This window comes from Rhizobium sp. NFR12 (genome assembly GCF_900108545.1).
In the GTDB taxonomy this organism is placed as follows: Bacteria; Pseudomonadota; Alphaproteobacteria; order Rhizobiales; family Rhizobiaceae; genus Neorhizobium; species Neorhizobium soli.
Window position 1 is genome coordinate 108,038 of sequence record NZ_FNWM01000002.1, and the last position, 25,022, is coordinate 133,059.

Annotated in this window: 20 protein-coding genes and 1 tRNA gene; 15 read left to right on the forward strand and 6 right to left on the reverse strand. The window is 60.6% G+C overall.

The features are described 5' to 3' along the window. The first annotated feature begins 72 nt into the window (after positions 1–72). The 5 genes from BLW69_RS07840 to BLW69_RS07860 all read left to right on the forward strand — a co-directional run bounded on the left by BLW69_RS07840 (position 73) and on the right by BLW69_RS07860 (position 6,126). The gene (locus tag BLW69_RS07840; RefSeq protein ID WP_244508777.1) at positions 73–1,794 is read left to right on the forward strand and encodes a methyl-accepting chemotaxis protein; all 1,722 of its coding nucleotides are present in this window, start codon (positions 73–75) and stop codon (positions 1,792–1,794) included. A 257-nt stretch (positions 1,795–2,051) separates the two neighbouring features. After that, positions 2,052–3,149, forward strand: a complete 1,098-nt coding sequence (locus tag BLW69_RS07845) for a polyamine ABC transporter substrate-binding protein (protein WP_092661233.1) — start codon at positions 2,052–2,054, stop codon at positions 3,147–3,149. Between the two features lie 76 nt (positions 3,150–3,225). Further along, a complete protein-coding gene (locus BLW69_RS07850; protein ID WP_092661235.1) occupies positions 3,226–4,383 on the forward strand; it encodes an ABC transporter ATP-binding protein in 1,158 nt (385 codons plus the stop codon). 11 nt (positions 4,384–4,394) lie between these two features. After that, positions 4,395–5,306, forward strand: a complete 912-nt coding sequence (locus BLW69_RS07855) for an ABC transporter permease subunit (protein WP_092661237.1) — start codon at positions 4,395–4,397, stop codon at positions 5,304–5,306. A 1-nt stretch (position 5,307) separates the two neighbouring features. Then, positions 5,308–6,126 (forward strand): ABC transporter permease, encoded by an 819-nt coding sequence (locus BLW69_RS07860; RefSeq protein WP_092661239.1) that lies wholly within the window; start codon positions 5,308–5,310, stop codon positions 6,124–6,126. 16 nt (positions 6,127–6,142) lie between these two features. Here the strand turns inward: BLW69_RS07860 and BLW69_RS07865 are convergent, their stop codons facing one another. Then, entirely contained in the window at positions 6,143–8,026 is a 1,884-nt protein-coding gene (locus BLW69_RS07865) for an AsmA family protein (protein ID WP_092661241.1), read from the reverse strand. A gap of 134 nt (positions 8,027–8,160) precedes the next feature. Here BLW69_RS07865 and BLW69_RS07870 point away from each other — a divergent pair, with 134 nt between their 5' ends. Then, positions 8,161–10,137 carry an acetoacetate--CoA ligase gene (locus BLW69_RS07870; protein WP_092661243.1) on the forward strand — a complete coding sequence of 659 codons (1,977 nt, stop codon included), beginning with the start codon at positions 8,161–8,163 and terminating at the stop codon, positions 10,135–10,137. 230 nt (positions 10,138–10,367) lie between these two features. Here the strand turns inward: BLW69_RS07870 and BLW69_RS07875 are convergent, their stop codons facing one another. Then, the gene (locus BLW69_RS07875; RefSeq protein WP_092661245.1) at positions 10,368–14,399 is read right to left on the reverse strand and encodes a PAS domain S-box protein; all 4,032 of its coding nucleotides are present in this window, start codon (positions 14,397–14,399) and stop codon (positions 10,368–10,370) included. A gap of 238 nt (positions 14,400–14,637) precedes the next feature. Between BLW69_RS07875 and BLW69_RS07880 the strand changes: the two genes are divergently transcribed. Together BLW69_RS07880 and BLW69_RS07885 are read left to right on the forward strand one after the other, a co-directional pair. After that, a complete protein-coding gene (locus BLW69_RS07880; RefSeq protein WP_092661247.1) occupies positions 14,638–15,084 on the forward strand; it encodes a phasin in 447 nt (148 codons plus the stop codon). A gap of 141 nt (positions 15,085–15,225) precedes the next feature. Then, positions 15,226–15,302, forward strand: a tRNA-His gene (locus BLW69_RS07885). Between the two features lie 22 nt (positions 15,303–15,324). On the opposite strand, the gene BLW69_RS07890 is transcribed toward BLW69_RS07885, so the two are convergent. Next, positions 15,325–15,789 (reverse strand): hypothetical protein, encoded by a 465-nt coding sequence (locus BLW69_RS07890; protein WP_092661249.1) that lies wholly within the window; start codon positions 15,787–15,789, stop codon positions 15,325–15,327. A gap of 244 nt (positions 15,790–16,033) precedes the next feature. On the opposite strand from BLW69_RS07890, the gene BLW69_RS07895 reads away from it, so the two are divergent. Next, positions 16,034–16,279 carry a helix-turn-helix domain-containing protein gene (locus tag BLW69_RS07895; protein WP_062579161.1) on the forward strand — a complete coding sequence of 82 codons (246 nt, stop codon included), beginning with the start codon at positions 16,034–16,036 and terminating at the stop codon, positions 16,277–16,279. Positions 16,280–16,342: 63 nt separating this feature from the next. On the opposite strand, the gene BLW69_RS07900 is transcribed toward BLW69_RS07895, so the two are convergent. Continuing rightward, complete coding sequence (locus BLW69_RS07900) at positions 16,343–17,248, reverse strand: LysR family transcriptional regulator (RefSeq protein WP_092661251.1); 906 nt, start codon at positions 17,246–17,248, stop codon at positions 16,343–16,345. A 122-nt stretch (positions 17,249–17,370) separates the two neighbouring features. Between BLW69_RS07900 and BLW69_RS07905 the strand changes: the two genes are divergently transcribed. The 6 genes from BLW69_RS07905 (at position 17,371) to BLW69_RS07925 (ending at position 22,340) form a co-directional block, all read left to right on the forward strand. Next, positions 17,371–18,867: a CoA-acylating methylmalonate-semialdehyde dehydrogenase gene (locus tag BLW69_RS07905; protein ID WP_092661253.1), complete on the forward strand. Its 1,497-nt coding sequence runs from the start codon at positions 17,371–17,373 to the stop codon at positions 18,865–18,867. A 108-nt stretch (positions 18,868–18,975) separates the two neighbouring features. Then, positions 18,976–19,107: a hypothetical protein gene (locus BLW69_RS23120; protein WP_256413688.1), complete on the forward strand. Its 132-nt coding sequence runs from the start codon at positions 18,976–18,978 to the stop codon at positions 19,105–19,107. A 122-nt stretch (positions 19,108–19,229) separates the two neighbouring features. Beyond that, positions 19,230–19,706 carry an iron-responsive transcriptional regulator RirA gene (gene rirA / locus BLW69_RS07910; RefSeq protein ID WP_062453758.1) on the forward strand — a complete coding sequence of 159 codons (477 nt, stop codon included), beginning with the start codon at positions 19,230–19,232 and terminating at the stop codon, positions 19,704–19,706. A 143-nt stretch (positions 19,707–19,849) separates the two neighbouring features. Continuing rightward, complete coding sequence (locus tag BLW69_RS07915) at positions 19,850–20,920, forward strand: AbrB family transcriptional regulator (RefSeq protein WP_092661255.1); 1,071 nt, start codon at positions 19,850–19,852, stop codon at positions 20,918–20,920. A 57-nt stretch (positions 20,921–20,977) separates the two neighbouring features. Beyond that, complete coding sequence (locus tag BLW69_RS07920; RefSeq protein WP_062453756.1) at positions 20,978–21,499, forward strand: gluconokinase; 522 nt, start codon at positions 20,978–20,980, stop codon at positions 21,497–21,499. A 184-nt stretch (positions 21,500–21,683) separates the two neighbouring features. Then, positions 21,684–22,340, forward strand: a complete 657-nt coding sequence (locus BLW69_RS07925; RefSeq protein WP_062453755.1) for a TetR/AcrR family transcriptional regulator — start codon at positions 21,684–21,686, stop codon at positions 22,338–22,340. Position 22,341: 1 nt separating this feature from the next. On the opposite strand, the gene BLW69_RS07930 is transcribed toward BLW69_RS07925, so the two are convergent. Together BLW69_RS07930 and BLW69_RS07935 are read right to left on the reverse strand one after the other, a co-directional pair. Then, positions 22,342–23,640, reverse strand: coding sequence for an NAD(P)/FAD-dependent oxidoreductase (locus BLW69_RS07930; protein ID WP_062453754.1), 1,299 nt, complete (start codon positions 23,638–23,640; stop codon positions 22,342–22,344). 1 nt (position 23,641) lies between these two features. Next, on the reverse strand, positions 23,642–25,000 hold the full coding sequence (locus tag BLW69_RS07935; protein WP_092661257.1) for a glutamine synthetase family protein: 1,359 nt from the start codon (positions 24,998–25,000) through the stop codon (positions 23,642–23,644). Between the last annotated feature and the right edge of the window lie 22 nt (positions 25,001–25,022).

The window sequence follows — 25,022 nt, forward strand, 5'->3', positions numbered from 1 at the left end:
TGCCTTTTTCTCGTTTCCGTGGCAGCGGCTACTCTTTCCGGGCTTGCCTATGTCAATCTTCGGAACGACGTCATGTCGAGTGCACGTGCCGATGCCTATAAGGCGATGCGCACGCTGGGGCTTCTTTATGAGCTGGAACTGCCCGGTGCGAAGACCGAGATCCGCGACGAAGTCGTCAACAAGGTTCTCCAGGGCGAAGGCGCTCTGAAAGGCCATGACGTGGTCGACCGTGCCGCTGCTGCCATCGGCGGCGTTGCAACGATCTTTGAAAAGCAGGGCGCAGACTACGTCCGCATCTCCACCAACGTGAAGACGGAGAAGGGTGAGCGCGCCATCGGCACGAAGCTTGCTCCCGAACATCCGGCGCAGCCGAAGCTCAACAAGAGCGAATCCTATTTCGGAAACGCGGTTCTGTTCGGCAAGGACTACATGACCGGGTATTTCCCGATCACCAATGCCGCAGGTGCAGTCACCGGCGTCCTCTTCATCGGTGTTCCGATGGAAGTCTATTTCGCCCATATCGCGTCGTCTGCTTATATCCTCATCGGCACGTCGGCGATCGCGCTTCTGGTGCTCGGCTTCTTCAGCTTTTTCGCCATCCGGGCTCTCGTGCGCCCGCTCGGCGTGCTGACCGGCAGCGTCCGCGCCATTGCGCAGGGCGATAACAAGAGTGCGATCCCCTATCTCCAGCTGCCGAACGAATTCGGCAACATTGCCAGAGCCCTTGAGGTTTTCCGCGATAAGGACCGCGAAAAGCAGCTGATCGAAAGCCGCAGCGCCGCAGAGCGTGCCGAGGCGGAAGCGGATCGCCATCGCAACGATACCGAAAAGCAGCATGTCGACGCCCAGATCGAGCACGCCGTCACGCAGCTTGGATCGGCCTTGTCGCGTCTGTCCCAGGGCGATCTGTCCGCATCGATCGACACGCCGTTCTCCGGTCGTCTTGAAGGCCTGCGGACCGATTTCAACAATTCGATCCTGCGGCTGCGTGAAACGATGACGCATATCCGGGCCAGCACGCTCTCGATCCAGAAGAGCAGCTCCGATCTCAGCCACTCGTCGACGGACCTGTCACGCCGCACCGAAAGCCAGGCCGCTTCGCTCGAAGAGACGGCAGCCGCCGTGGACGAGATCACCGTTACCGTACGCTCCTCCGCCGAACGCGCTCGCGAAGCCAATGACGCCGTGACGCAGACCAAGAAGAGCGCCGACAGTTCCGGCACCGTGGTCCGCAATGCCGTCGAAGCGATGGGCAAGATCGAGGAAGCGTCCAAGAAAATCGAACTGATCATCGACGTCATCGACGACATCGCCTTCCAGACCAACCTTCTCGCCTTGAACGCCGGCATCGAAGCCGCGCGGGCAGGGGATGCCGGCAAGGGCTTTGCGGTCGTCGCCCAGGAAGTCCGTGAACTGGCCCAGCGCTCCGCCGATGCGGCCAAGGAAATTAAGGGCCTGATCGACCAGTCCAGCCACGAGGTCCATTCCGGATCGACGCTGGTGCAGGAAGCGGGCGAAGTGCTGGCCACGATCAGCAGCGACATCACCATCATCAGCAAGCATGTCGATACGATCGCCACTGCCAGCCGCGACCAGGCCGCAGCGCTTCAGGACATCAATAGCTCCGTCAACAAGATGGATCAGATGACCCAGCAGAACGGTGCCATGGTGGGCGAAACCAGCGAGGCGAGCCGTCGTCTTGCTGAAGAGGCGGATATGCTGCTCGGCCTCGTCCAGCAGTTCAAGATCGACAGCCAGAGATCAATGGCCCGTCAGGATAGCCGGGCAGCCTGAGCGCGGGAAGATGAAATGACAAGGGGCGGATTTCGGGCCGCCCTTTTTTGTGAACGATGAGCCGGTTGCGATTTCGGCTTGGCACAAGGGCACGGATTCAGGCGGCGTCGATTTCCGGTAACCGCTGCTGCATTGCACATTCCCCCTTGTGGCCTGGGGAATTCCTTTCTACTCTCCTCAAAATTATAGGGAAATTCGCGCGAACCGTCCTGCCGCGCAGGGTCGGTGGCTGCAGGTGCTGCAACAGGAGAGAATTGATGAAAGCCCATTTGCTCAGCATAGCCGCCGCTTTGGCTGCGACCGCTTTCGGCGTGTCTGGTGTTTCCGCCCAGGAACGCACTGTGCATGTCTACAACTGGTCCGACTACATCGATGAATCGATCCTGCAGGACTTCACCAAGGAAACCGGCATCAAGGTTGTCTACGACGTCTTTGACAGCAACGATATCCTGGAAACCAAGCTGCTTGCCGGCGGCTCCGGTTACGACGTCGTGGTGCCGACCGCCCCGTTCCTCGCCCGCCAGATCCAGGCCGGCGTCTTCCAGAAGCTCGACAAGTCCAAGATCCCCAACCTTTCCAACCTGTGGCCGGAAATCTCGGCGCGTCTTGCCAAATACGATCCCGGCAACGAATACGCCGTCAACTACATGTGGGGCACGACCGGCATCGGCTACAATGTCGATAAGGTCAAGAAGGCACTCGGCGATACGCCCCTCGACAGCTGGGACGTGCTGTTCAAGCCTGAAAATGCTGCAAAGCTCAAGTCCTGCGGCGTCAACATCCTCGATGCATCCGACGAGACCTTCGCGATCGGCATGAACTATGTCGGCATGGATCCCGACAGCAAGGAAACGAAGGATCTCGAAGCGGGCGGCAAGGTCTATTCCGACATCCGCTCCTCGGCAAAGACGTTCAACTCCTCGTCCTATATCGATGATCTCGCCAACGGCGACATCTGCATCACCATCGGCTGGTCGGGCGACATTCTGCAGGCAAAGACCCGCGCCGAGGAAGCCAAGAACGGCGTCAACATCGAGTTCTCGATCCCCAAGGAAGGAACCTATATGTGGTTCGACAACCTTGCGATCCCGGCCGATGCAAAGAACGTGGCCGAAGCGCATGAATTCATCAATTACTTGATGAAGCCCGAAGTGATCGCCAAGGCATCGAACTACGTTCAGTATGCCAACGGCAACCTGGCCTCGCAGAAGTTCATCGACAAGGAAGTCCTGGAAAACCCGGCGGTCTACCCGACCGAAGAGGTCACCAAGAAGCTCTTCACGATCTCGCCTTACGGACCCAAGGAACAGCGCGTGCTGAACCGGCTCTGGACCCAGATCAAGACCGGCAAGTAACCATCGGCTTCGGGGCAGGCAAAACCTGCCCCGATCTGTTTCTGGCAATATTTCTTGAGGGCAGGCGGGGCAGGCGATGGCAAAGACACTCGGACCGGTAAAACGAAAATTCTCTCCGTGGACCGATCCGGCGTCGGTGCCCTTCATCCGCTTTGAAAACATCACCAAGCGCTTCGGCAATTTTACCGCCGTCGACAATCTGACGCTCGATATCTACGAGAGGGAATTCTTCTCGCTGCTCGGGCCGTCCGGCTGCGGAAAGACGACGCTGATGCGGATGCTGGCAGGCTTCGAGGAGCCGACGGAAGGCCGCATCCTTTTGCAGGGCAAGGACATTTCCGGTGTTCCGCCCTACAAGCGCCCGACCAACATGATGTTTCAGTCCTACGCGCTCTTCCCGCATATGTCGGTTGAAAAGAACATCGCCTTCGGTCTCAAGCAGGACAATCTGCCAAAGGGCGAGATCGATACCCGCGTCGAGGAAATGCTGAAGCTCGTCAAGCTGGAGCAGTTCGCCAAGCGCAAGCCGGCACAGCTTTCCGGCGGCCAGCGCCAGCGCGTGGCGCTGGCAAGGTCGCTCGCAAAGCGCCCGAAGGTCCTGCTGCTCGACGAACCGCTCGGCGCGCTGGACAAGAAGCTGCGCGAGGAAACCCAGTTCGAACTGATGGATATCCAGCAGACGCTGGGACTCACCTTCCTCATCGTCACCCACGACCAGGAAGAGGCGATGACCGTGTCCGACCGTATCGCGGTCATGGACAAGGGCATCATAATGCAGGTGGCAACGCCGGCCGAAATCTACGAGGCCCCGAACAGCCGCTACGTGGCGGACTTCATCGGCGATATCAACATCCTCGAAGGCACGGTGACGCAGACCGATAGCGCGCTCGGCGCCCCCGGCCTGGTGCGGATCGACAGCGACGGTCTGAGCGTTGCCGCGGAACAGGAATGCCAAGCGGTCAAGGGCGATCAGGTCGCCTACGCGGTCCGCCCGGAAAAGGTGCGCATTTCCCAGGAACAGCCCACGGACACCTCCCTCAATGCGGCCTATGGCGAAGTCTGGGACATCGGCTATCTCGGCGACTTCTCGGTGTTTCTTGTGAAGATGGAGGATGGCCGCATCGTTCGCGCCGCGCAGGCCAACGTCTCGCGCCTGGTCGATCGACCGATCACCTTCGGCGACATGGTGTGGCTGACCTGGTCACGCGATGCCGGCCTTGTGCTGACACGATAGGGAGCGCGATCATGGCCGATACGACAGCCGACAATCCGCATGCCAACCCGGCCCGCTGGCTGGTCGTCGCAGTGCCCTATCTCTGGCTGCTGCTGTTCTTCGTCGCACCGTTCCTGATCATCTTCAAGATCTCGCTGTCGGATACGGCCATTGCCATGCCGCCCTACACGCCGGTGTTCGGTGGCTGGAGCGCCCTCAGCGATTTCGTCTCCGAGCTCGACATCGAGAACTACCTGTTCCTGACCGAGGACCCGCTTTACTTCCAGGCCTATACGTCGTCGCTGCGGATTGCCGCGATCTCGACGATTCTGCTTCTGCTGATCGGCTATCCGATGGCGCTTGCCATGGCGCGGGCACCCAATTCCATCCGGCCGATCCTTCTGATGCTGGTCATCCTGCCGTTCTGGACCTCGTTCCTCATCCGCGTCTATGCCTGGATCGGCATCCTGAAGCCGGACGGGTTGCTGACGCTGGCCTTGCAGACGATCGGGCTGATGGGACCGGACCAACAGGTGGAGATCTTCAGAACCGACACGGCCGTCTTCATCGGCATCGTCTATTCCTATCTGCCCTTCATGGTCCTGCCGCTCTACGCAGCGCTCGAAAAGATGGACAATACCCTTCTCGAAGCCGCCAACGATCTGGGCTGCCCGCCGTGGAAGGCGTTCTGGAAAATCACCTTTCCGCTCTCGATGCCGGGTGTGATCGCAGGCTCGATGATCTGCTTCATCCCGATAACAGGCGAATTCGTCATCCCGGATCTGCTCGGCGGCGCCGATACGCTGATGATCGGCAAGACGCTGTGGACGGAGTTCTTCAGCAACCGCGACTGGCCGCTTGCGTCGGCCGTAGCAGTGGTCTTGCTCCTGATGCTGGTCGTGCCGATCGCCATATTCCAGAACCAGCAGAAGAAGGTGGCGTGAGATGACAAAGAACCGCCTTGATGCCACCGTCCTGACGCTTGGCTTCGCCTTCCTCTACATCCCCATCATCATTCTGGTCGTCTACTCGTTCAACGCCTCGCGGCTCGTCACGGTCTGGGGCGGCTTCTCGCTCAACTGGTACGTCTCGATGTGGTCGAACCAGGGTCTTATGGATGCCGCCTGGGTCACGGCCCGCGTCGGTCTGTTGAGCGCCACGTTCGGTACCATCCTCGGCACGCTGGCCGCGCTGACGCTGGTCCGCTACCAGAAGTTTCCGGGAAAGATGCTGTTCTCAGGCATGATCTATGCGCCGCTGGTCATGCCGGAGGTCATCACCGGCCTGTCGCTGCTGCTTCTGTTCGTGGCGATCGGCGTCGATCGCGGGTTCTGGACCGTCATCATCGCCCATACCACCTTCACCATGTGCTACGTGGCGATCGTCGTTCAGTCGCGGCTTCTCACCTTCGACCGCAGTCTGGAAGAGGCAGCGCTCGATCTTGGCTGCCCGCCGGTCAAGACGTTCTTCCAGATCACCCTGCCGCTGATCCTGCCCGCCGTCATCTCCGGCTGGATGCTCGCCTTCACCCTGTCGCTGGACGATCTTGTGATCGCAAGCTTCAACACTGGGCCAGGTGCCACCACGCTGCCAATCAAGATCTATTCGCAGGTGAGGCTCGGTGTGACGCCGGAGATCAACGCAATCTGCACGATCCTGATCGCGCTGGTGACACTCGGCGTCATCGCCACCTCGATCGGCACCAAGCGGGCCGAGGTCCGGCGCATCCGCGACGAGTATATGGCGCTGCGGACCGGCAGCTGAACTTTCAGGGCGTGCGTCATTCGGTGATCTTCGGCGTGGGCTTTGCGACCGGCCAGATCACCGGGTTCTGCCAGGATCCCCCGATGAAAAAGTGGGTGGCATCCGGGCGGCGAGCGGCAGCGTCCCCGCTGGTTGTCCCGCTGGAATCTGTGAGTACGCCGGCAGAAAGCGCGAGGCTGTTATTGGCATAGGGCACGATGCCGTTGAGCGTAATACGCTCGTTGGTTCCAACGATCAGCCCGTTGCGGATATCGGCTAAACCATCAGCGACGGTGACGTTAATATCGACACTCTGGAATTCGTAAGCTCCTGTCCCTGCTTCGCTCAGCGTGAAATAGGGTTTTTGGGTCGCCAGCCGTCTTATGCCTGCCATGTCCACACCGGGCAGAGTTCCGCTGCCGGCACGAAAGCGCAGAGATCCTTTGGCGTTGCGCAGCGTTTCCGCCGTCACCGGTCGCGCCACGTCCAGCGCCAGTTCGAGCGAGCCCGAGGCGCCGGGTAGCGGGGCCGTCAGGCCAAGCCGGCTGATCACGCTGGCGAAGTCGGCGTCCTGCACGGAGAGCCTTATGGCAACGCCGCCGGTTTCCCCGTCCTTGATCGTCGCGATGCGGCCGGTCAGTCGTCCGTTTTCGAAATCGCTGTCGAGAATATCGATCCGTGACTGGTCACCGATATTCATGATGCCGACGGCGACTTCGCTGAGCTGGAAGGGGCCGATTTCGACGCTTTGTGCGGAAAGCCTCAAATCCAGCTCGAGCCGGTCGCGCAGTCTTGCGGCGGGATCGCTTTTGTCGAGAAGTCGCGGCGCGATCTCGGCCAGCATCGGCAACACGTCGCGGGTGTTGAGGGCGAGCGTCCCCGTCAGCCGCGGGGGCGCATCCGCCGGCATGGTCAGGTCCAGAATGCCGCTTGCCGTGATGTCGTCGATACCGAGCGACAGGCTTTCGAACCGCATCGCCGTGTCGTTAGTGATCAGCCGCGCCTTCACGGAGAGCTGCTTCAGCTTTTCCGTGCCTGGCAGGTCGAACCCCATCCACTGCATGGCTTTGGCGCCGTCCGCCGTTGCAAATTCGGCATCTCCGGACAAAAAGCCGTGACTCGCGAGGTTGACGACGCCGCTGAACTTGGCGCTGAACAGGTCCGACTGGATTGAGCCCGAAGTGCTACTGCTGCGGCCCGAAAACAAAAGCAGAGGCTGGCGCGAGGTGATATCGGCCGTGACCCTTCGGCCGGCAATCGTTGCCTGGCCCTTGAAGCTCGCGCTGCGTGAAAGATAGGACCAGTCGATCTCACTGTCGATCCGGTCGACCCGGACGATGCGGCCATCCTCTTCGTTGGTAATCTGAAGCGTGCCGTTCTCGATCAGGACATCGCCGATCGGCGCATCATTCGAATTGTCCAGCAACTGACCGGTGCCATCGCTTTTGACAGCGCGAACGGCGCGGCTGAGCAATCCGTCATTGGTCCAGTCCAGTCGCCCATCCGGTTTGCGCAGCACGAAAAGCTGCGGGTCCTTGAGGTGGAAATCCTTGAATTCCGGCTGTCCCACCAGCGCGCCCAGAAGATCGAACGACGCCGACAGTTCACGGACGCTGCCAAGCATGCCTTTCTTGCCATGATCGATGTTGCGAACCATTACATCGGAGAATGTGATGCGCGGCTCCGGCCAGAAGGCAAGCGACGGCTGTCCGCCGATCGACACGTCGTGGCCGATCCATTCCTCGACGGCGCGCTCCATCCGTTCCCGTACCAGCACGGTCGAAACAAGGAAGGGTGCCGCGAGCTGGAAGGCGACGAAGAGGCTCAGCAGCGAAACCAAGACGATCAAGGCGATGCGCGTCCGCTTCCCTAAGGGGCGTCCGAAGGTCCTGCGCAGCTTTCCGTCTGTCTCGTTGGGCATGGCTCACGCGAATATAGGAAATGCCGGCGTCGCGCAAATGCAGCAAGCGCGCGCTCCCGTGCTTTATCCCCCTCGATCGCATGATATACAGACGGTCAGGGACGCGCCTGTGAATGGCATAGGAGGAGAATTGCATGAGTGAGCAGCAGCCGCTTTGGTCGCCATCGGAGGAGACGTTGCGGACAGCACCGCTTGCCCGCTTCATCGTCTGGTGCAGCGAGCGGTATTCAATCGGTTTTGAGGATTACGACGCATTCCACAGCTGGTCGATCGAACAGCGCGGCGATTTCTGGTCCGCCGTCTGGGATTTCTGCGGCGTCAAGGGCGACAAAGGCGACGTCTACCTGGACGACGATGGCGAGATGCTCGCCGCCCGCTTCTTTCCCCATGCACGCCTGAACTTCGCCGAAAATCTGCTTGCCGGCAGCGGAGCCGACGCGAAGACCTCGGACGCTCTGGTCTTCTGGGGCGAGGACAAGGTCAAGGACCGTTGGTCCTGGGAAAGGTTGCAGGGCGAGGTGTCAAGGCTTCAGCAGGCATACCGCGCACTCGGCATCGGCAGGGGAGATCGCATCGCCGCGATGATGCCGAATATGCCTGAAACGATCGCCTGCATGCTGGCAGCAGCCTCTATCGGGGCAATCTGGTCTTCCTGCTCACCGGATTTCGGTGAACAGGGCGTGCTGGACCGGTTCGGACAGATCGGCCCAAAGCTGTTCATCACCTGCGATGGCTACTGGTACAACGGCAAACTGCAGGATGTGTCGGCAAAGGTCGAGGCGGTTTCAAAGACGCTCGGCGTACCGGTTCTGGTCGTGCCCTATGCAGGGTCGCAGGACAAGGATGCCGCTCCGCTCGCAAAGACCCTCTCCGACGGCCGCGCGCTTGCCGATTTCCTGGCGCCGTTTGCGGCACGGACCGTCGAATTCGAGCCGCTGCCGTTCTCGCATCCGCTCTACATCCTGTTTTCGTCAGGCACGACCGGCGTCCCGAAATGCATCGTCCACTCGGCCGGCGGCACGCTTCTCCAGCATGTGAAGGAACATCGGCTGCATTGCGGCATCGAGCCGGGTGAAAACCTGTTCTATTTCACCACATGCGGCTGGATGATGTGGAACTGGCTGGTCTCCGGTCTCGCAGTTGGCGCCACACTCTGCCTCTATGACGGTTCGCCCTTTGCTCCGGATGGCAACATCCTGTTTGACTATGCGGAACAGGAGCGGTTCGCCGTTTTCGGCACGTCCGCGAAATATATCGACGCCGTGCGCAAAAGCGGCATCGTGCCTGCGCAGAGCCACGATCTGTCCACCCTTCGCCTCGTGACCTCGACGGGCTCGCCGCTGTCACCGGAAGGCTTTTCCTTCGTCTATCAGGGCATCAAGAACGACGTCCATCTCGCCTCCATCTCCGGTGGCACGGACATCGTCTCCTGCTTCGTGCTGGGCAATCCGCTGAAACCGGTCTGGCGCGGCGAGATCCAGGGGCCGGGCCTCGGCCTTGCCGTGGATGTCTGGAACGACGAGGGCCAGCCGGTGCGTGGCGAAAAGGGCGAACTGGTCTGCACCAAGGCATTCCCATCCATGCCGCTGATGTTCTGGAACGATCCCGACGGTCAGAAATACCGCGCCGCCTATTTCGAGCGGTTCGACAACATCTGGTGCCATGGCGATTTCGCCGAATGGACGTCCCATGGCGGCATCGTCATCCATGGCCGTTCCGATGCAACGCTTAATCCCGGCGGGGTTCGGATCGGCACGGCTGAGATCTACAATCAGGTCGAGCAGATGGACGAGATCGCCGAAGCGATCTGTATCGGCCAGGACTGGGACGAGGATGTGCGCGTCGTGCTGTTCGTCCGGCTGGCGGCCGGACTGACGCTGGACGACCGACTGACCAGGGAGATCAAGGCGCGTATTCGCGCAGGCGCCTCGCCACGGCACGTGCCGGCAAAGATCATCCAGGTCGCCGATATTCCCCGCACCAAATCCGGCAAGATCGTCGAACTTGCCGTGCGCGATATCGTTCACAATCGGCCGGTCAGAAATCGGGAGGCGCTTGCCAACCCGGACGCGCTGGAGCTGTTTGCCAATGTCGCGGAGTTGCGGAATTGACGGCCATCAGGTGCCCTGTGCCATTGCGGGTCGCCGTTCCTGCATTGCCGGAACTGGTATTGGTTTTTAACGGCGTGTTAAGCCTCGCCCGCCAAAACTGATCCGGCATGATACTTTTCGTGTAGGGAAGATGAGCAAGGCTCAGGCTTTGCTGATTAGGAAGTCTTCCGTCACTTTTCGAACAGCATCAATTCCAGGCAGCCTCAGGGCTGCCTTCTTTTTACGTGCGTTCAGTTGGCAAGCACCCGCTGCGGCGGAAAGGTGATTTCCACCAGCGTTCCCTCGTTCGGCGCCGAGCTGATCGAGAAGGCTGCCTTGTTTGCATCCACCATCGCCTTGGTAAGCGGCAGCCCGAGACCTGTTCCGTCGCCACGCTTGCGGGCAGCACCGGCAACCTGCCGGAAAGGCTTCATCGCAAGTTCCAGTTCCGCCCGGGTCATGCCGATCCCTGTATCGCGGATACGCAGCGCCACGCTGCCATTCGGCTCATAGGCGGTCGACACCACGATCTGCCCGCCGGATGGTGTGAACCGGATCGCATTCGACAGAATGTTGAGTGCGATCTGCTTGACCGAGCGCAGGTCTGCGACGACCTGCGGCACAGCCTGCGACAGCGCGGTGCGGATGATCACCCGCTGGCCGTTTGCCTGCGGCTGCACCAGCGACACGGCTTCCGATATCGTCTCGTTGAGGCCGACTGCGACGAAATCCAGTTCCATCTCGCCGGCTTCGATTTTCGAGATGTCGAGAAGGTCGTTGACGATGTCGAGTACGTGGCGACCGGACCGACCGATGTCGTTGGCATATTCGATATAGCGCGGATGGCCGATCGGCCCAAACCGCTCGCCGGCCATCATGTCTGAAAAGCCGATGATGGCGTTAAGCGGCGTGCGGATCTCGTGGCTGACATGCGCCAGGAAATCGCTCTTGTGCGCGTTGGCTGTCTCGGCGGCGCGCTTTGCCGTGCGAAGCTCGTCTTCGGTGCGCTTCCACTGGGTAATATCGCGGATCACGGCGCAATAACCGTTCGACGAGGTCAGCTTGCCGATCGTCATAAACAGCGGCAAGAACCCGCCGGACGCTTCGCGACCGATCACCTCGCGGCCATCGTTCAGCACGCTGGCAACGCCATGCCCGGCAAGTCCGGAAAGATAATCGACGATCGCCCGCTGGCTTTCATGGGCAAACAGCATCACGAACGGTTTGCCGTCGATTTCTTCCTGATCGTAGTTGAACAGCGCGCTTGCCGCCCTGTTCACCGAACGGATCTCGCCATCCGCACCGATCAGCACGACGCCATCGGTCGCAGTTTCCAGGATTGCACGCAACTCTTCGACTTCCACCTGCAGCCGGACCAACTGGTCGGCAGGGCGGACCGTGCGGGCAACCGTGCGGATTTCCTCGCCCGGGTGATCGGACAGCGAGTTTGCTTCCGACGCGTCGGATGTCGTCGGCATCAGCGCCAGCATCAGGGCCGTCGTGTCGTCCCAGCGAACCGATTGCAGACGTGCGGTCACCGGCAGGATCTCGTCGTCGGCACGCACCACCACCATGCCGCTTGGTCTCGCACCATCGCCATCGAAGTCCTGGCGCTGCAAGAGGGCATCCAGACCGCCGACCTCTTCCAGTTCCTCAAGTGATACATAGCCGGTCAGCTTGAGGAATTCCGGATTGCAATGGATTAGCGTGTCGCCGTTGTGAACGAGCAGTGCCACCGGCATCTGGTCGACAATCTCGGCGGAGAGGCCGATGCGCTCGCGCACCGGGATCATGCTCAGCAGAGGGACGTCGGATGGCTCGACATGCTCTGGCTCCGGCGCAACATCTGCGGGCTCAAGCATTGGCGCAGCCGGGATTTCCGTGCCAGCGTCGTCCTCGCTGTCGCTCTGGTTCTCGTTTGCAGCGACAGGCGGGAAGTCCGAGGCGAAGTGGTCGTCAACAGCGCTGCCGTCGAGATCCGTTTCGGATGTCTCGATGCTCTGGCCTTCGTCTTCCGCCTGAGCGACAATCTCGGCCTCATCCGACACGTGGTCTTCTGCGGCCGGTGCCTCTTCGGCGGAAAGCACCTCTTCTTCTGATGCCACGTGCGAAGCAGGCTGCTCCTGCCAAGCATTGGTCACACCAGTCTCATCTGCCACTGGCTCTGAAACGTCAGTATTCTCTGCGGAAATCTCGCTTGCGGCGGAAGCTTTGCTCGGCGCTGGTTCAGCCGGCGCAGTCTCGGCGTTTGCTGGCGTTTCTTCCGTTGCGCGGTCGAGCTGGCGCCCAATCTCGCGGAAGGCCGCCTGTTCGACCGGCGTCAGGCGGGCGCGGTGTTCTTCGAGCTGGATGACCTTGTCGGACTGGCGACGGCCGGGGTTCTCGACCAGCCGCAGCGCAGGACGCTCACCGGCCGACCACTCGAGCGGGGCAGCGTCGGAACGGTCGCTATCGGAACAGGTGGTTCCGTAGATGGCGCTATCAGACGGGGACGTTGCTTCCGGCTCCGCCGGTTGCGCTTCCGTCTCCAGCGGGCGATCTTCAAAAACGTCGGAGACCTGCTCCGCGTCATCGGATGGCAAATCGGCGGCGTTTACCGCGTCCTCGATTCCCGGTTCGTCAGTCTCCTTGACCGCTTCATCCTCGACCGTCGTCGGCGAGAGCGTCAGGCCGGTGGCGTCAGGATCATCCTTGGCGTCGGCGATCCGCACGATGCCGAAGCCGCGGAAGCCGTCGAATTCGCGACTGCGGGTATAGGTGGGCAGTGCCGCCAGATCGACCGGCACGACAAGTGCCGTGCCCTCTACCGGCCACCAGATAGTTTTGCCCGACCAGGTGTCGCGCTTGCCGAGCAGTTCGGTGATGCGCCCCTCGGGATCGAGATGGAAGAGAGCGGCGAGGTCGGAAAACGCCATGCCGACAACATCTGCCGCATGCGGTCCCACGGCCTTGGCGAATTCGCCCGAGACTTCTGTAAACTGCCCATCGGCATCGATCTTCCAGACGAAACGCACAGCGCGTGAATCGCGGCTGAACACAAAGCCTTCCACGTCGCCGGATGCATCGGGCTCGGCAACCGTAGTTTCGGGAGCGGCGACCGATGTCAGAGCCTGCTCGCTCCGTGTTTCGGCGGGCTCGGATGCTTCCGCAGCCTCCGGTGCCGGAAAGCGGTCTTCCGCGATCTCATGCGCCGGAATGTCTTCGACAACATCCTCCGACTCGATGTCTTCGGCAACTGCTTCCGGAGCGGGCTCCAGATCGACTTCTTCACTCTCCGGCTCTACCGCCGCAGCTTCTTCAACTGGTACGTCGCCAGCGACCGGCGCGTCAGCAACCGTAGCTGCGTCGTTAACCCCGGTTACCGCAGCCTCTATTTCCGCAACCGGCTCCGGCTGCTCGGCGGGCTCGGAAATTTCTTCGTCCGCCGCAGTCTCTTCAATCGCGACCGTGTTGATCTCGGTTGCCTCTGCTGCCGTCACGGTTTCAGGAAGCTCGAACTCTTCCTGAGCCTCAACGTCGTCCTCGATCGCGGCAAGGGCGTCGATGACGGCAGTCTCGTCATCGGGCACCATCGCAACGACGCCGGGATCAACCAAGGTTTGCGGGGTAACCGCGTCATCGGTCGCCATATCGACAGTGAACAGAATGTAGAGGGCAGGGGCGTCCGAAAGCTTGCCGATGGCAGCCGGAAGGTTGCCCTTGGCGGTCGTGATCGGGCGTTTGGCAAGCCGGCTGGGATCGGCGGATGCCGTCGCCGAAAGCGTCGTGATCGCCGCTTCCGATATGTCGAGACTTTCAAAACGCTCGGAGGCAGCGGCAACCTTGCCTGCCGCGTCAACGATAGCGATATGGGTGTCTGCTTCCTCGAAGCCCTCGATCATCCGCTCCGCACGCTCGGCGATCGTTGCAAGCTCCCGCTCGGGTGCTGCCGAAAAGAGAATGGCCCGCTCGCCATGGACTTCGACAAGTTCACAGGCCCCGCGAAGCACGACCCGTTGGAAACCGGAAATAACGCGGACTGCGAGGCCTCTTGTATCGCCGACCTTGGCAAGCTGGCGGGCGGTTGCCTCGACCTGCCGAAAGGCCACGTCGGCGCGGTTCGGCCCCTGATCGATCAGGTCGTAGATCGAGCCAAATCCGAAGAGCGCTGCACCGCGTCCGTTCGCCCACAGAGGCATGCGCATGTCGGAGGAAAACAGCACTATACCGTCGCCCGCTGCAAAGCGTTCCCTGACGCGCTCGTGGACGGCGATGTCGATGAAAGGGTACTGTACAGAGGACATGAACGACCTGTCGGTTAACTACCGGCATTCCTGAGAGACTTAATCCTTCGTTAATACCTTGCCCCCCTTCCGGGGTCCACAGGCCGACCGGTTAAACCTCCGTCAGGGTTAACAGCGGCGCTTTTGTGCGCCGCACAAATTCGTTGCGCGGCACAACGTTTGCGATTATATTTCAGGCATCCAACTCCGGCTTTTGCCCATTTAAAAGTCGGGGTAGAGCCTTGGAGGAGCTTTCGCGATGGCACACGGCACAGAAGAGATGTTTTCGTTTTCCGCTTTCGATCCCATGAAGCTTGGCGAACGCCTTCGCGACTTTGCCGGGCAGGGCGCAAGCCAGTCCCCTGAAGCCTATGCTAGGATGAAAGCCGCGACAGAGGAAGCCACCATGGCGGTGGAATCCACAGTTCACACGGCCCAGTCCGGTTCCGTTGAACTCGGGCTTAAGGCAATGGAAGCGTTCCGGTCCAATGCGGATCTGTCGCTCTCGCACATGCAGGCGCTGCTCGGCGTCAAATCAGCGTCGGAATTCTTCGAATTGCAGACCTCGTTCATCCGCCGTCAGGCAGAGGCGACGGTCGAGCAGGCAAAATCCATGCAGGACATGGCCCGCCAGCTTGCAGAAGACGTGTCGCGGCCGGGCAAGGACGCTGCCAAAAAGGCAATGGCAAATTTCCGAACCGCGTGATAGCGACCAGCGCATCACGCCCATATTCCATGGCCGCCGACTGGGCGGCCATTCCATTTTTGGCTTCGTTCTCTCAAAAGGGGCTTGCCAAACGCTGCCGATGGCAGTATCTGCACCGGCGACGCGATTTAGGCGTCTTGTGCGGTTGTAGCTCAGTTGGTTAGAGCGCAGGCTTGTGGCGCCTGAGGTCAGTGGTTCGACCCCACTCAACCGTACCACTTCTTTTCCTGGAATTTCAGATCAGTGAAGCGGCTTGTCGCCGGCAATCCGCATGGCGTCCTGAAACACACGGCCGAGCCTGGCGCGTTCTTCGCCCAGTTGGACCAGGGCCTTGTTGAACCGCCGCGCTACGGCAGCATCGATATCGCTCCGCCGGACCTGGTTTGGTTTCTGGCCATCCTGCGATTTGACAATCATCGGGCGACCGATGTTTTCCTGAAACTGCGCCAATGTCATGCCCGCCTTCAGCAACAGCGTGCGCATATGAGTCCTGTTTTCGGTCGCAAGCGTCAACCGGAAAGCATTGACCAGCGAGTCCTTGGAGGCCGGCAGGTCGCGCACGTCGAAGAGGTCGTTCTTCGTCTCGTGTTCGCGCAAATAGGTCAGGTGAAGCTCCACAAGGCGATGCGCCGCCTCGAGAATGTCAGCATCGGTGCTTCCGGGTATACCCAGATTTTCAAAACGTTTCGAACTCGACTGATGCATATTGACGTCCCTATTCGAGCAGAGAACGCGCGAAGACTGTTTTTGTTCGAAAAAGCGGCAAACAACGGGCTCGGATCTGCGACGACGCTCAACACTTTTTGTTGCAGTGCAGCGAATGCCCTTGCCGTGGGGGCATCAATGCATATCTATTGGGCTCTGGCGGCACCAAAATTGTGCAGTCGAACTTCGGGCTGCTTGCCCCCTTCACTGCCTAGCGGCAGATTTTGACGGAAGGAAGATTACCATGACGGTTTCCATAAATAACTTTCGTGCCTCGACAGAACAGGTTCTCGCACCGGATCAGGTGGCTGGGTTGATTGCCCAGGCGCGCCAGGCTGCCGGCTACAGCATCGACGATCTTGCCGTTACGACCGGATTGGTCACGGACGAGATCGTGGGTATGGAGAACGGCACGGATTTCGATCCTGCCAAGTTGAAGCGCATCGCAAATGCCCTCAAGATGCCGATGTCGGTTCTGAAGGCGTCGTAATCGCAGACGTCCGGCCTATCAGGCTGGACGCCGTGAATGCTTAAGGCCCGCTTCTCGCGGGCTTTATTTTTGTCCGGACGGCGGTTTCCACACGAAGATCCGCGCTTCCTCCTGAATGACTTCCCGCAGGAAATCCGCGACGGTTCGAACCCGCACCAGGTTCCTGGCCGTCTCGTGATAACTGCTCCAATAGGCGCGGCGAATGGAGATGTCCGGAAGGATGCGGGTCAGGTTCATGTCCTGCGAAGCGACATAGTCGTGCAGAATGCCGATCCCGGCGCCGGACCGCACCGCTTCGATCTGGCCGATTGCGCTCGAAATCTCGAACCCGGCATCCCAGTTGCGCATCACCTCGCCGGTGAAGTTAAGCGACGGGGAAAAGATCAGGTCTTCCACATAACCGATCCGCGCATGGTCCTTGAGGGCCTCGATACTGTCGGGCACGCCTGCGTCCTTAAGATAGGCTTTCGAGGCGTAGAGGCCGAGCGTGTAATCCGTCAGCCGCGATGAGACCAGGCGCCCCTGTTCTGGCCGGTCGATCGTGATTGCGATATCCGCTTCCCGTTGCGACAGCGAAAACGAGCGTGGCACCGGCACGAGTTGCAGTTTCAGCTGCGGATGCCGCTTCGTCAGCATTCCCAGGCGCGAGGCAAGGAAGTGCACGCCGAACCCGTCGGGTGCGCCGACCCGCACGGTACCGGCAATTGCCGCGTCGATCCGACCGGTACTCGCCTGCGCGTCCAGCATTTCCGTTTCGATCCGCTCGGCGGCCCGCAGAAACACCTCTCCCTCCGGCGTCAACTCGCAGCCATTGGTGCGGCGGATCAGCAGCCGCGTGCGCAGATCCTCTTCCAGCGCTGATATCCGGCGCCCGACCGTCGCATGGTTGATGCCCAGCCGACGGGAAGCCGCCAGGATCTGTCCGCTGCGCGCCACAGCCAGGAAAAGCCGCAGGTCATCCCAGTTCATCGTCACCTCACGGTGGGTATCGTTGTGTCGAATTTTGCACAACGGATGCGTAAACCATGGCGTTGCCTTGTGCAAATTGACGCGTATCCTCGCCGCTTACAATTTCAAGAAGGAGGATCACCATGTACGAGATCGGTCATTTCATCGGCGGCAAGCATTTTGCCGGCACGAGCGGGCGCACGGCCAATGTCTTCAATCCGGCAACGGGCGAAGTCCAGGCGACCGTGGCGCTTGCGAGCGATGCGGATCTGAATGCAGCCGTCGAGAATGCCAAGGCTGCCCAGCCGAACTGGGCCGCCACCAACCCGCAGCGCCGCGCCCGCGTCTTCATGAAGTTCGTCCAGTTGTTGAATGACAACATGAATGAACTTGCCGAGATGCTGTCGCGCGAGCATGGCAAGACGATCGAGGATGCCAAGGGCGACATCGTTCGCGGTCTTGAAGTCTGTGAATTCGTCATCGGCATCCCGCATCTTTCCAAGAGCGAGTTCACCGAGGGTGCCGGTCCGAACATCGACATGTATTCCATTCGGCAAGCGGTCGGGATCGGTGCCGGCATCACGCCGTTCAACTTCCCGGCGATGATCCCGATGTGGATGTTTGCACCCGCGATTGCCTGCGGCAATGCCTTCATCCTGAAGCCCTCCGAGCGCGATCCCTCCGTGCCGATGCGTCTGGCCGAACTGATGATCGAGGCAGGCCTTCCGGCCGGCATTTTGAACGTCGTCAACGGCGACAAGTCCGCGGTCGATGCGATCCTGACGCATCCGGATATCTCTGCCGTCTCGTTTGTAGGCTCCACGCCGATCGCCCGCTACGTCTACGGAACCGCCGCCATGAACGGCAAGCGCGCACAGTGCTTCGGCGGCGCGAAGAACCACATGATCATCATGCCGGATGCAGATCTCGACCAGGCCGCCAACGCCCTGATGGGCGCCGGGTATGGCTCGGCCGGCGAGCGCTGCATGGCGATCTCGGTTGCGGTCCCGGTCGGCGAGGACACCGCCAACCGTCTGATCGAGAAGCTGACGCCAATGGTCGAATCCCTGCGCATCGGTCCCTACACGGACGAAAAGGCCGACATGGGCCCTGTTGTCACCAAGGAAGCCAAGGAGCGCATTCTCGGCCTGATCAACAAGGGTGTCGAAGAGGGCGCAAACCTCGTTGTCGATGGCCGCGATTTCAAGCTGCAGGGCTATGAAAACGGCAATTTCGTCGGCGGCTGCCTGTTCGACAACGTCACGCCCGACATGGACATCTACAAGACCGAAATCTTCGGCCCTGTCCTGTCAGTGGTGCGCGCCAAGACTTATGAGGAAGCGCTCGACCTGCCGATGCGCCATGAATACGGCAATGGTGTTGCGATCTATACCCGCGACGGCGATGCCGCCCGTGACTTCGCCTCGCGCATCAATATCGGCATGGTCGGCATCAACGTTCCGATCCCGGTGCCGCTCGCCTATCACTCCTTTGGCGGCTGGAAGTCCTCGTCCTTCGGCGACCTCAACCAGCATGGCACGGATTCGATCAAGTTCTGGACCCGCACCAAGACGGTAACCAGCCGCTGGCCCACAGGCATCAAGGATGGCGCCGAATTCGTCATGCCCGTCATGAAGTAAGCCCGACTGTCGAATAGACACGCTCCGCCGCATTCTCGTGCGGCGGAGACATTGACCTCTTCCTAGGCGCTGCTAATTTACACATTCGTGTGAGGGGGAGTGTTCATCATGAATTACGAGTGGGACGTTTCGCGCGCGCGCCGCATCCGCCTGGCGAAAATCGGCATAACGTTTCTGGCGGCGACCTTCCTGTTTGCAGTTCCAGTCTGGTTTGCGGTACACATGGGTCTTGCCGGATAATGCCGGCAATAAAGCGCGTCATCGGCAACGCAGCGTTCAAGGGCAATTTCGCAAACTTTGGAATTGTTCAAAACTAGCAAACCCACTATGTATGGGGCCGTGACGAGTCTCGGGAGACGAATATGCGCCTGACAAAGCAGACCAACTACGCCGTTCGCATGCTCATGTACTGTGCTGCGAACGAGGGGAAGCTCAGCCGCATCCCGGAGATCGCGCGCGCCTATGGCGTGTCCGAACTGTTTCTCTTCAAGATCCTGCAGCCTTTGACCAAGGCTGGCCTGGTCGAGACCGTTCGCGGCCGAAACGGCGGTGTTCGCCTCGGTCGCGCTGCCGACCGTATCACTCTGTTTGATGTGATCCGCGTGACGGAAGACAGTTTCGCGATGGCCGAATGTTTCGAGGAGGGCGTCGCCGAATGTCCTCTGGTCGATAGCTGTGGTCTCAACTCGGCACTTCGCAAGGCGCTGAATGCCTTCTTCGACGTGCTGGCAGACTATACGATCGACGATCTGGTCAAGGCGCGCCCGCAGATCAACTTCCTGCTCGGGATCGATCCGCCGCCGGCAATCGCCAAGATGGTCGCGGCACCCGCCGCCTGATCTCAATACTGATCTCATCGCAGCATCAGTTTAGCGGCCCGGCAGGTTGACCTCCGGGCTGTCTTCTTTAGGAGTAGACAACGTTTCCTTTATTGATGGCCCCTTGAGCCTGGCTCCGGGTGGTCACCCAGATATTCGTTGCTATGCCCTTTTCCCAATTGCGTGAATTTGCCCTGACCGCGCTGGTCGGTGCCGGCGGTGCGCTGATCGCCGCGATGATCGGCTTCCCCGCTCCCTATCTGATCGGTCCGGCGCTGGCCGTGTCGCTTGCGGGTATCGCAGGCCTCACCCTCTCGATCCCGAAAATCGTCCGGAACGGCTGCTTCATCGTCATCGGCATCTCGATGGGGGCGACCGTCACGCCCGACATCCTGGTGGCGATCAAGCGCTGGCCGCTAAGCTTCGTGATGGTCATGGTTACCGTCACGGCCCTGCTTTACGTCGCGGCCTGGGTCATGCAGCGTTTCTTCCATTACGACCGCACCACGGCTTTCCTCGCAGCTTCGCCGGGACATCTGAGCTACGTGCTCAGTCTTGCCGCCGACATGCGCTGCGACCAGCGAACCGTCGGTATTTCCCAGAGCGTGCGCGTCCTTCTGTTGACCATCAGCGTACCCCTGATTGTCACAGCATTTGATCTTGGCGGCGGAGATAGTGTCACTCAGGTCATCGCGATGGACCTGCCGATGCTGTTGGGCATCCTTGCGGTCTCGACCGTCATCGGCATGCTCTTCCTGCGCTGGAAGCTTCCCGCAGCCCTTCTGCTCGCCGGCACACTGGTTTCGATCTCAACCCACGTGACATCGTTCGCCACCGGTGGCGTTCCCTCCTGGCTCATTGTCCCCGTCTATATCCTTCTCGGCGCCAACATCGGAACGCGCTTTTGCGGCATCTCGCTTCTCGAGGTGCGCACAGCCCTCGTATCCGGCCTCGTGGTCACGGTGATCGTCTCGGTCATGGCAGCGGCCATGGCCGGCACCGTCTCGTATGTCCTGGACATACCGCTCGATGCGGCCCTGATCGCGTTTTCGCCCGGCGGGTTGGAGACCATGGCGGCGATGGCGGTCATGCTGCATGCCGACCCGACCTATGTCGGCGCCCATCACGTCCTGCGCCTGATCTTTCTGTCGATCCTGATGCCGTTTGCGCTCGGGCGCGATGAAACGGGTCCGGGCAAGTCCGCGACTGGCGTTGAAGATCGCCGGGACTTGTGATCTGTCGCTCAATGCGGTTGAAGGAGACCGGCTGTCGATATCAAAGAGGAGCAACCAATGAGCAAACAGGCTGGCAGAGCCATCATCGTCATGGGCGTCAGCGGCGCTGGAAAGAGTTCCGTCGCTGAGCGTTTGGCAGAGAGCCTGAATTGCCGCTTCATGGAAGGCGACAGTCTGCATCCGCAGTCCAATGTCGACAAGATGGCGCAGGGAACACCGCTTACCGATGAAGACCGCTGGCCCTGGCTCGATGTGATCGGCGAGAAGATCGCCGAGGCTCTCGCGCGTTCAGAAGACCTCGTGGTGACCTGCTCTGCACTGAAAGTCGTCTACCGCGAACGGCTGCGCAGCGCTGCGGGTGGCAAGCTGACCTTCGTGTTTCTCAAAGGAAGTCAGGAGCTGTTGAGCCGCCGGATGGGCGAGCGCAAGGGCCATTTCATGCCGACGTCGCTGTTGCAAAGCCAGCTCGCCACGCTGGAAAGCCCCGAGGGTGAAGCAGGCGTCGTGACCGTCGACATTGACGCCACGCTCGACCGCATCGTGGCAGATGCCGTAGCGGGGCTGAAGGATACGATATGACACGCAGTCCTAATTCAAGATAAACTGTTTGAGTGTCGAATTATTTTCAAAATTCTAATGCTTTCGGTGATCCGACATGCCTGACTTGCCGTACAACGCAAACTTATAATGTAACTATGCTGCCAGGTGCCTCTCTTATCGCCCCGTCCAGTATAGGCAACAGGGCGTACGGAGAGAGTTGCGGATGCGAGATTCGATGCAGAGTGCAGGCGGGAGTTCACTTCGTCGGGTACCGAAACAGGAAAGAAGCCGCGAACGCATTGATGATATCCTGAAGGTCTCGATGGAGCTGATCGGCGAAAAGGGTATCGATGCGGTCACGATGAAGGAGATTGCGTCTCTTTCAGGCGGTCCCATCGCCTCCGTCTACCAGTATTTCCCCAACAAGTCGGCGATCATCGCCATGCTCCATGAGCGCTATGTCGAGGAAGTCCGCGGTATCATCGTCGGACATATTCCACAGATCTCGACGGCTGAAGACGCGCTGGATGCAACGGACGTTCTTTTCGACCTCTATTACACCCGCATGCGCGAAAAGCCGTCGACGCAGGATCTGTTGAACGCCATCCAGGCCGACAAGGCGCTGGCAGACCGTGATATTACCGAGACCCGCTTCCAGGCCGACCTCTTCTTCGAGATCACCAAGCGTTTCGTCAGCGAACAGCTTTGGGAGAACTACGCCCGCACACTGTTTCTTATGTTCCACATGGCCGCGGCAACATTGCGTCTGGCGCTGATGGTGACGGAAGACGAGGCAGCCAAAATCGTTGCACAGTTCAAGTCGATCGTCCGGGCACAGTCGACCTATTACTTCAAAGGCAGTTTTCCCGCATCGCTGTAAGCTACAGCCCGAGTTTGTCCCGCATGCCGTACCACCAGGCCCCAAGCGCGGTGAGCGGCACGCGGAACGCCCGCCCGCCCGGGAAGGGTAGGTTGGGCAGGGATGCCCAGGTATCGAACCTCTCCGCATGGCCGGCAACCGCCTCACCAAGGATCTTGCCGAGCAGATGCGTGGTGGTCACGCCGTGGCCGCTGTCGCCGTGCGAGAAGAACACGGTGTCGGACAGCTTTCCCACATGCGGAATGCGGGTCAGCGTCAGTGCGAAATTGCCGCTCCACGCGTAGTCGATCCTGACATTCTTCAGCTGCGGGAAGGTCTTGAGCATGTTCGGGCGGATCACGCCCGTCAGGTCCTTCGGGTCGCTGCCGCCATAGCCGATGCCGCCACCGTAGAGCAGACGGTTGTCGGCGGTGCGGCGATAGTAATCGAGAATGTAATTGGCATCCTCGACGCAGTAATTTGCGGGCAGAAGGCGCTCGATCAGGCCCGCATCCAGCGGCTCCGTCGCCATCACCTGGCTCGAAACCGGCATCATCCGGCCATGGATCTCCGGCAGCAGCGGCGATAGATATGCGTTGCCGCACACCAGCACATAGGATGCCGTGACACGACCCTTGTCGGTTCTGACCACGGGCTTTGCCGTCTGGTCGATACCCACCACCCGCGATCCCTCGAAAATCTGCGCGCCCAGGCTTTCGGCAGCTGCCGCTTCCCCGAGCACGAGGTTGAGCGGGTGAATATGGCCACCCTTCCTGTCGATCATGCCGCCGGCATAGCGGTCGCTTTTCACATAGCGTCCGACGTCTGCCTTCGAGACCATCTCCAGCCCGTCATGGCCGTGCTGTTCCCAGACGGCCTTGTGCAGCTCCATCTCGCGCACCTGCTTGTCCGTAAAGGCCGCGAAGAAACCGCCGGGCACGAGATCGCAGTCGATCCCGTATTGCGCTACGCGGGCGCGGATGATCTCGCCGCCTTCGAGCGACATCGCGCCAAGCTGCACGGCCTTGTCGCGCCCGTAGCGTCCGGCGATCGTTTCCAGATCGCGGCTATAGCCGTTGACGATCTGCCCGCCATTGCGGCCCGAAGCGCCGAAGCCGATCCGCTCCGCCTCCAGCACCACGACGGAATAGCCGCGCTCGGCCAGTTCGAGAGCGGCCGAGATGCCGGAAAAGCCCGCGCCGATCACGCAGACATCGGCCTCGATCTCGCCCTCGAGGGCAGGGCGCACACGCTTGTCATTGGCCGAGGCGGCATACCAGGAATTGGCGTGGCGGGGATTGTCTGCGGGTTTGAAAGCCATCTTACACCGTCCTGATATAGGCGTCGTATTCGACGTCGGTCACCCGCAGAGAAAATTCCGACAGCTCCTGCTGCTTGCAGGCCGTGTAGAGCGACCGGTATTTCGGCCCGAGCGTCGCGTAGGCGAACGTGGAGCGGGAAAACTGCTGCAGCGCATAGTCCCAGTTGGTCGGCAGCGGTTCGTGGCTGATCGCATGGTCGTCGCCGGTAATCGCCCCGCCCGGATTGCGCTTTTCCTTGATGCCGGCAAGGGCTGCACTGAGGATCATCGCCAGCACAAGATAGGGATTGGTGTCGGAACCTGCAACGCGGTGCTCGATGCGGGTCGCCGGCTTCGACGCGGTGATGACGCGCACGGCGGCCGAGCGGTTGTCGAAGCCCCAGGAGGCATAGGTCGGGGCATGTTCGGAAGGGCGCAGGCGCCGGTAGGAATTGGCATGCGGGGCAAACACCGCCATGCTTTCCCCCATGTTTTCCAAAAGCCCGCCCACCGAATGAAACAGCGCCTCGGACGGCCCGTTCTCGCCCATATAGACATTGCGGCCGTCGCTATCGATCAGCGAGAAATGCACATGCATGCCGCTTCCGGCCTGCGTGCCATAGGGCTTTGCCATGAACGTCGCGTCGAGATCGTTGGCGCGCGCCACGCCCTTGACGATCCGCTTGAGGAGCACCGCATAATCCGCAGCCTTCAGCGCGTCTGGCACGTGGTTGAGGTTGATCTCATACTGGCCCGGGCCGTTTTCCCGCAGTGTCGTATCGGCCGGTATCCCTTGCGCCCTCGCTGCAGAGGCGATGCCGTGGAAGACATTCTCGAAATCCTGCAGCTCGGAAATCGAGAGCACCTGTGTCTGGCCCGTATGCCAGCGGCCCTCGCGTGAATTCGGTGGCCGCACCGGGTCGATCGCCGACCGGATCGGGTCGATCAGGTAGAATTCCAGCTCCGTCGCCACGACCGGCGTCAGGCCGATCCGCTCGAAACCTTTGAGAACATTCGCCAGAACCTGGCGCGGATCGCCGTAAAATCCGGTCCCGTCCTGCTCGTTCATGCCCAGTAGAACCTGCGCCGTTGGCCGCTTCAGCCATGTCACACGCGACAGTGTGTCGGCGATGGGAAAGCAGATGCCATCCGGATCACCCGTGCCCTCCGCAAGGCCCGCGGCATTGACGTCGCGTCCCCAGACGTCGAGCGCGTAGACCGAGCGCGGCATCGCCATGCCCTTTGAGAGCACGTCGAGCGCCCGTTCGCGCGGGATCCACTTACCCCGCGGCACGCCGTTGACGTCGATCACGAAGGCTTCGAGAACCTCGATATCGGGATTGTCATCGAGAAAGGTCCGGGCTGTATCGATCGTATCCATGAAAACACCGGTAGCCCAGACT

Bases quoted from the DNA above. Each gene is read 5' to 3' on its own strand.
- BLW69_RS07840 (WP_244508777.1), top strand. From the start codon at position 73: ATGTCGAGTGCACGTGCCGATGCCTATAAGGCGATGCGCACGCTGGGG.
- BLW69_RS07845 (WP_092661233.1), top strand. From the start codon at position 2,052: ATGAAAGCCCATTTGCTCAGCATAGCCGCCGCTTTGGCTGCGACCGCT.
- BLW69_RS07850 (WP_092661235.1), top strand. From the start codon at position 3,226: ATGGCAAAGACACTCGGACCGGTAAAACGAAAATTCTCTCCGTGGACC.
- BLW69_RS07855 (WP_092661237.1), top strand. From the start codon at position 4,395: ATGGCCGATACGACAGCCGACAATCCGCATGCCAACCCGGCCCGCTGG.
- BLW69_RS07860 (WP_092661239.1), top strand. From the start codon at position 5,308: ATGACAAAGAACCGCCTTGATGCCACCGTCCTGACGCTTGGCTTCGCC.
- BLW69_RS07865 (WP_092661241.1), bottom strand. From the start codon at position 8,026: ATGCCCAACGAGACAGACGGAAAGCTGCGCAGGACCTTCGGACGCCCC.
- BLW69_RS07870 (WP_092661243.1), top strand. From the start codon at position 8,161: ATGAGTGAGCAGCAGCCGCTTTGGTCGCCATCGGAGGAGACGTTGCGG.
- BLW69_RS07875 (WP_092661245.1), bottom strand. From the start codon at position 14,399: ATGTCCTCTGTACAGTACCCTTTCATCGACATCGCCGTCCACGAGCGC.
- BLW69_RS07880 (WP_092661247.1), top strand. From the start codon at position 14,638: ATGGCACACGGCACAGAAGAGATGTTTTCGTTTTCCGCTTTCGATCCC.
- BLW69_RS07890 (WP_092661249.1), bottom strand. From the start codon at position 15,789: ATGCATCAGTCGAGTTCGAAACGTTTTGAAAATCTGGGTATACCCGGA.
- BLW69_RS07895 (WP_062579161.1), top strand. From the start codon at position 16,034: ATGACGGTTTCCATAAATAACTTTCGTGCCTCGACAGAACAGGTTCTC.
- BLW69_RS07900 (WP_092661251.1), bottom strand. From the start codon at position 17,248: ATGAACTGGGATGACCTGCGGCTTTTCCTGGCTGTGGCGCGCAGCGGA.
- BLW69_RS07905 (WP_092661253.1), top strand. From the start codon at position 17,371: ATGTACGAGATCGGTCATTTCATCGGCGGCAAGCATTTTGCCGGCACG.
- BLW69_RS23120 (WP_256413688.1), top strand. From the start codon at position 18,976: ATGAATTACGAGTGGGACGTTTCGCGCGCGCGCCGCATCCGCCTGGCG.
- rirA (WP_062453758.1), top strand. From the start codon at position 19,230: ATGCGCCTGACAAAGCAGACCAACTACGCCGTTCGCATGCTCATGTAC.
- BLW69_RS07915 (WP_092661255.1), top strand. From the start codon at position 19,850: ATGCCCTTTTCCCAATTGCGTGAATTTGCCCTGACCGCGCTGGTCGGT.
- BLW69_RS07920 (WP_062453756.1), top strand. From the start codon at position 20,978: ATGAGCAAACAGGCTGGCAGAGCCATCATCGTCATGGGCGTCAGCGGC.
- BLW69_RS07925 (WP_062453755.1), top strand. From the start codon at position 21,684: ATGCGAGATTCGATGCAGAGTGCAGGCGGGAGTTCACTTCGTCGGGTA.
- BLW69_RS07930 (WP_062453754.1), bottom strand. From the start codon at position 23,640: ATGGCTTTCAAACCCGCAGACAATCCCCGCCACGCCAATTCCTGGTAT.
- BLW69_RS07935 (WP_092661257.1), bottom strand. From the start codon at position 25,000: ATGGATACGATCGATACAGCCCGGACCTTTCTCGATGACAATCCCGAT.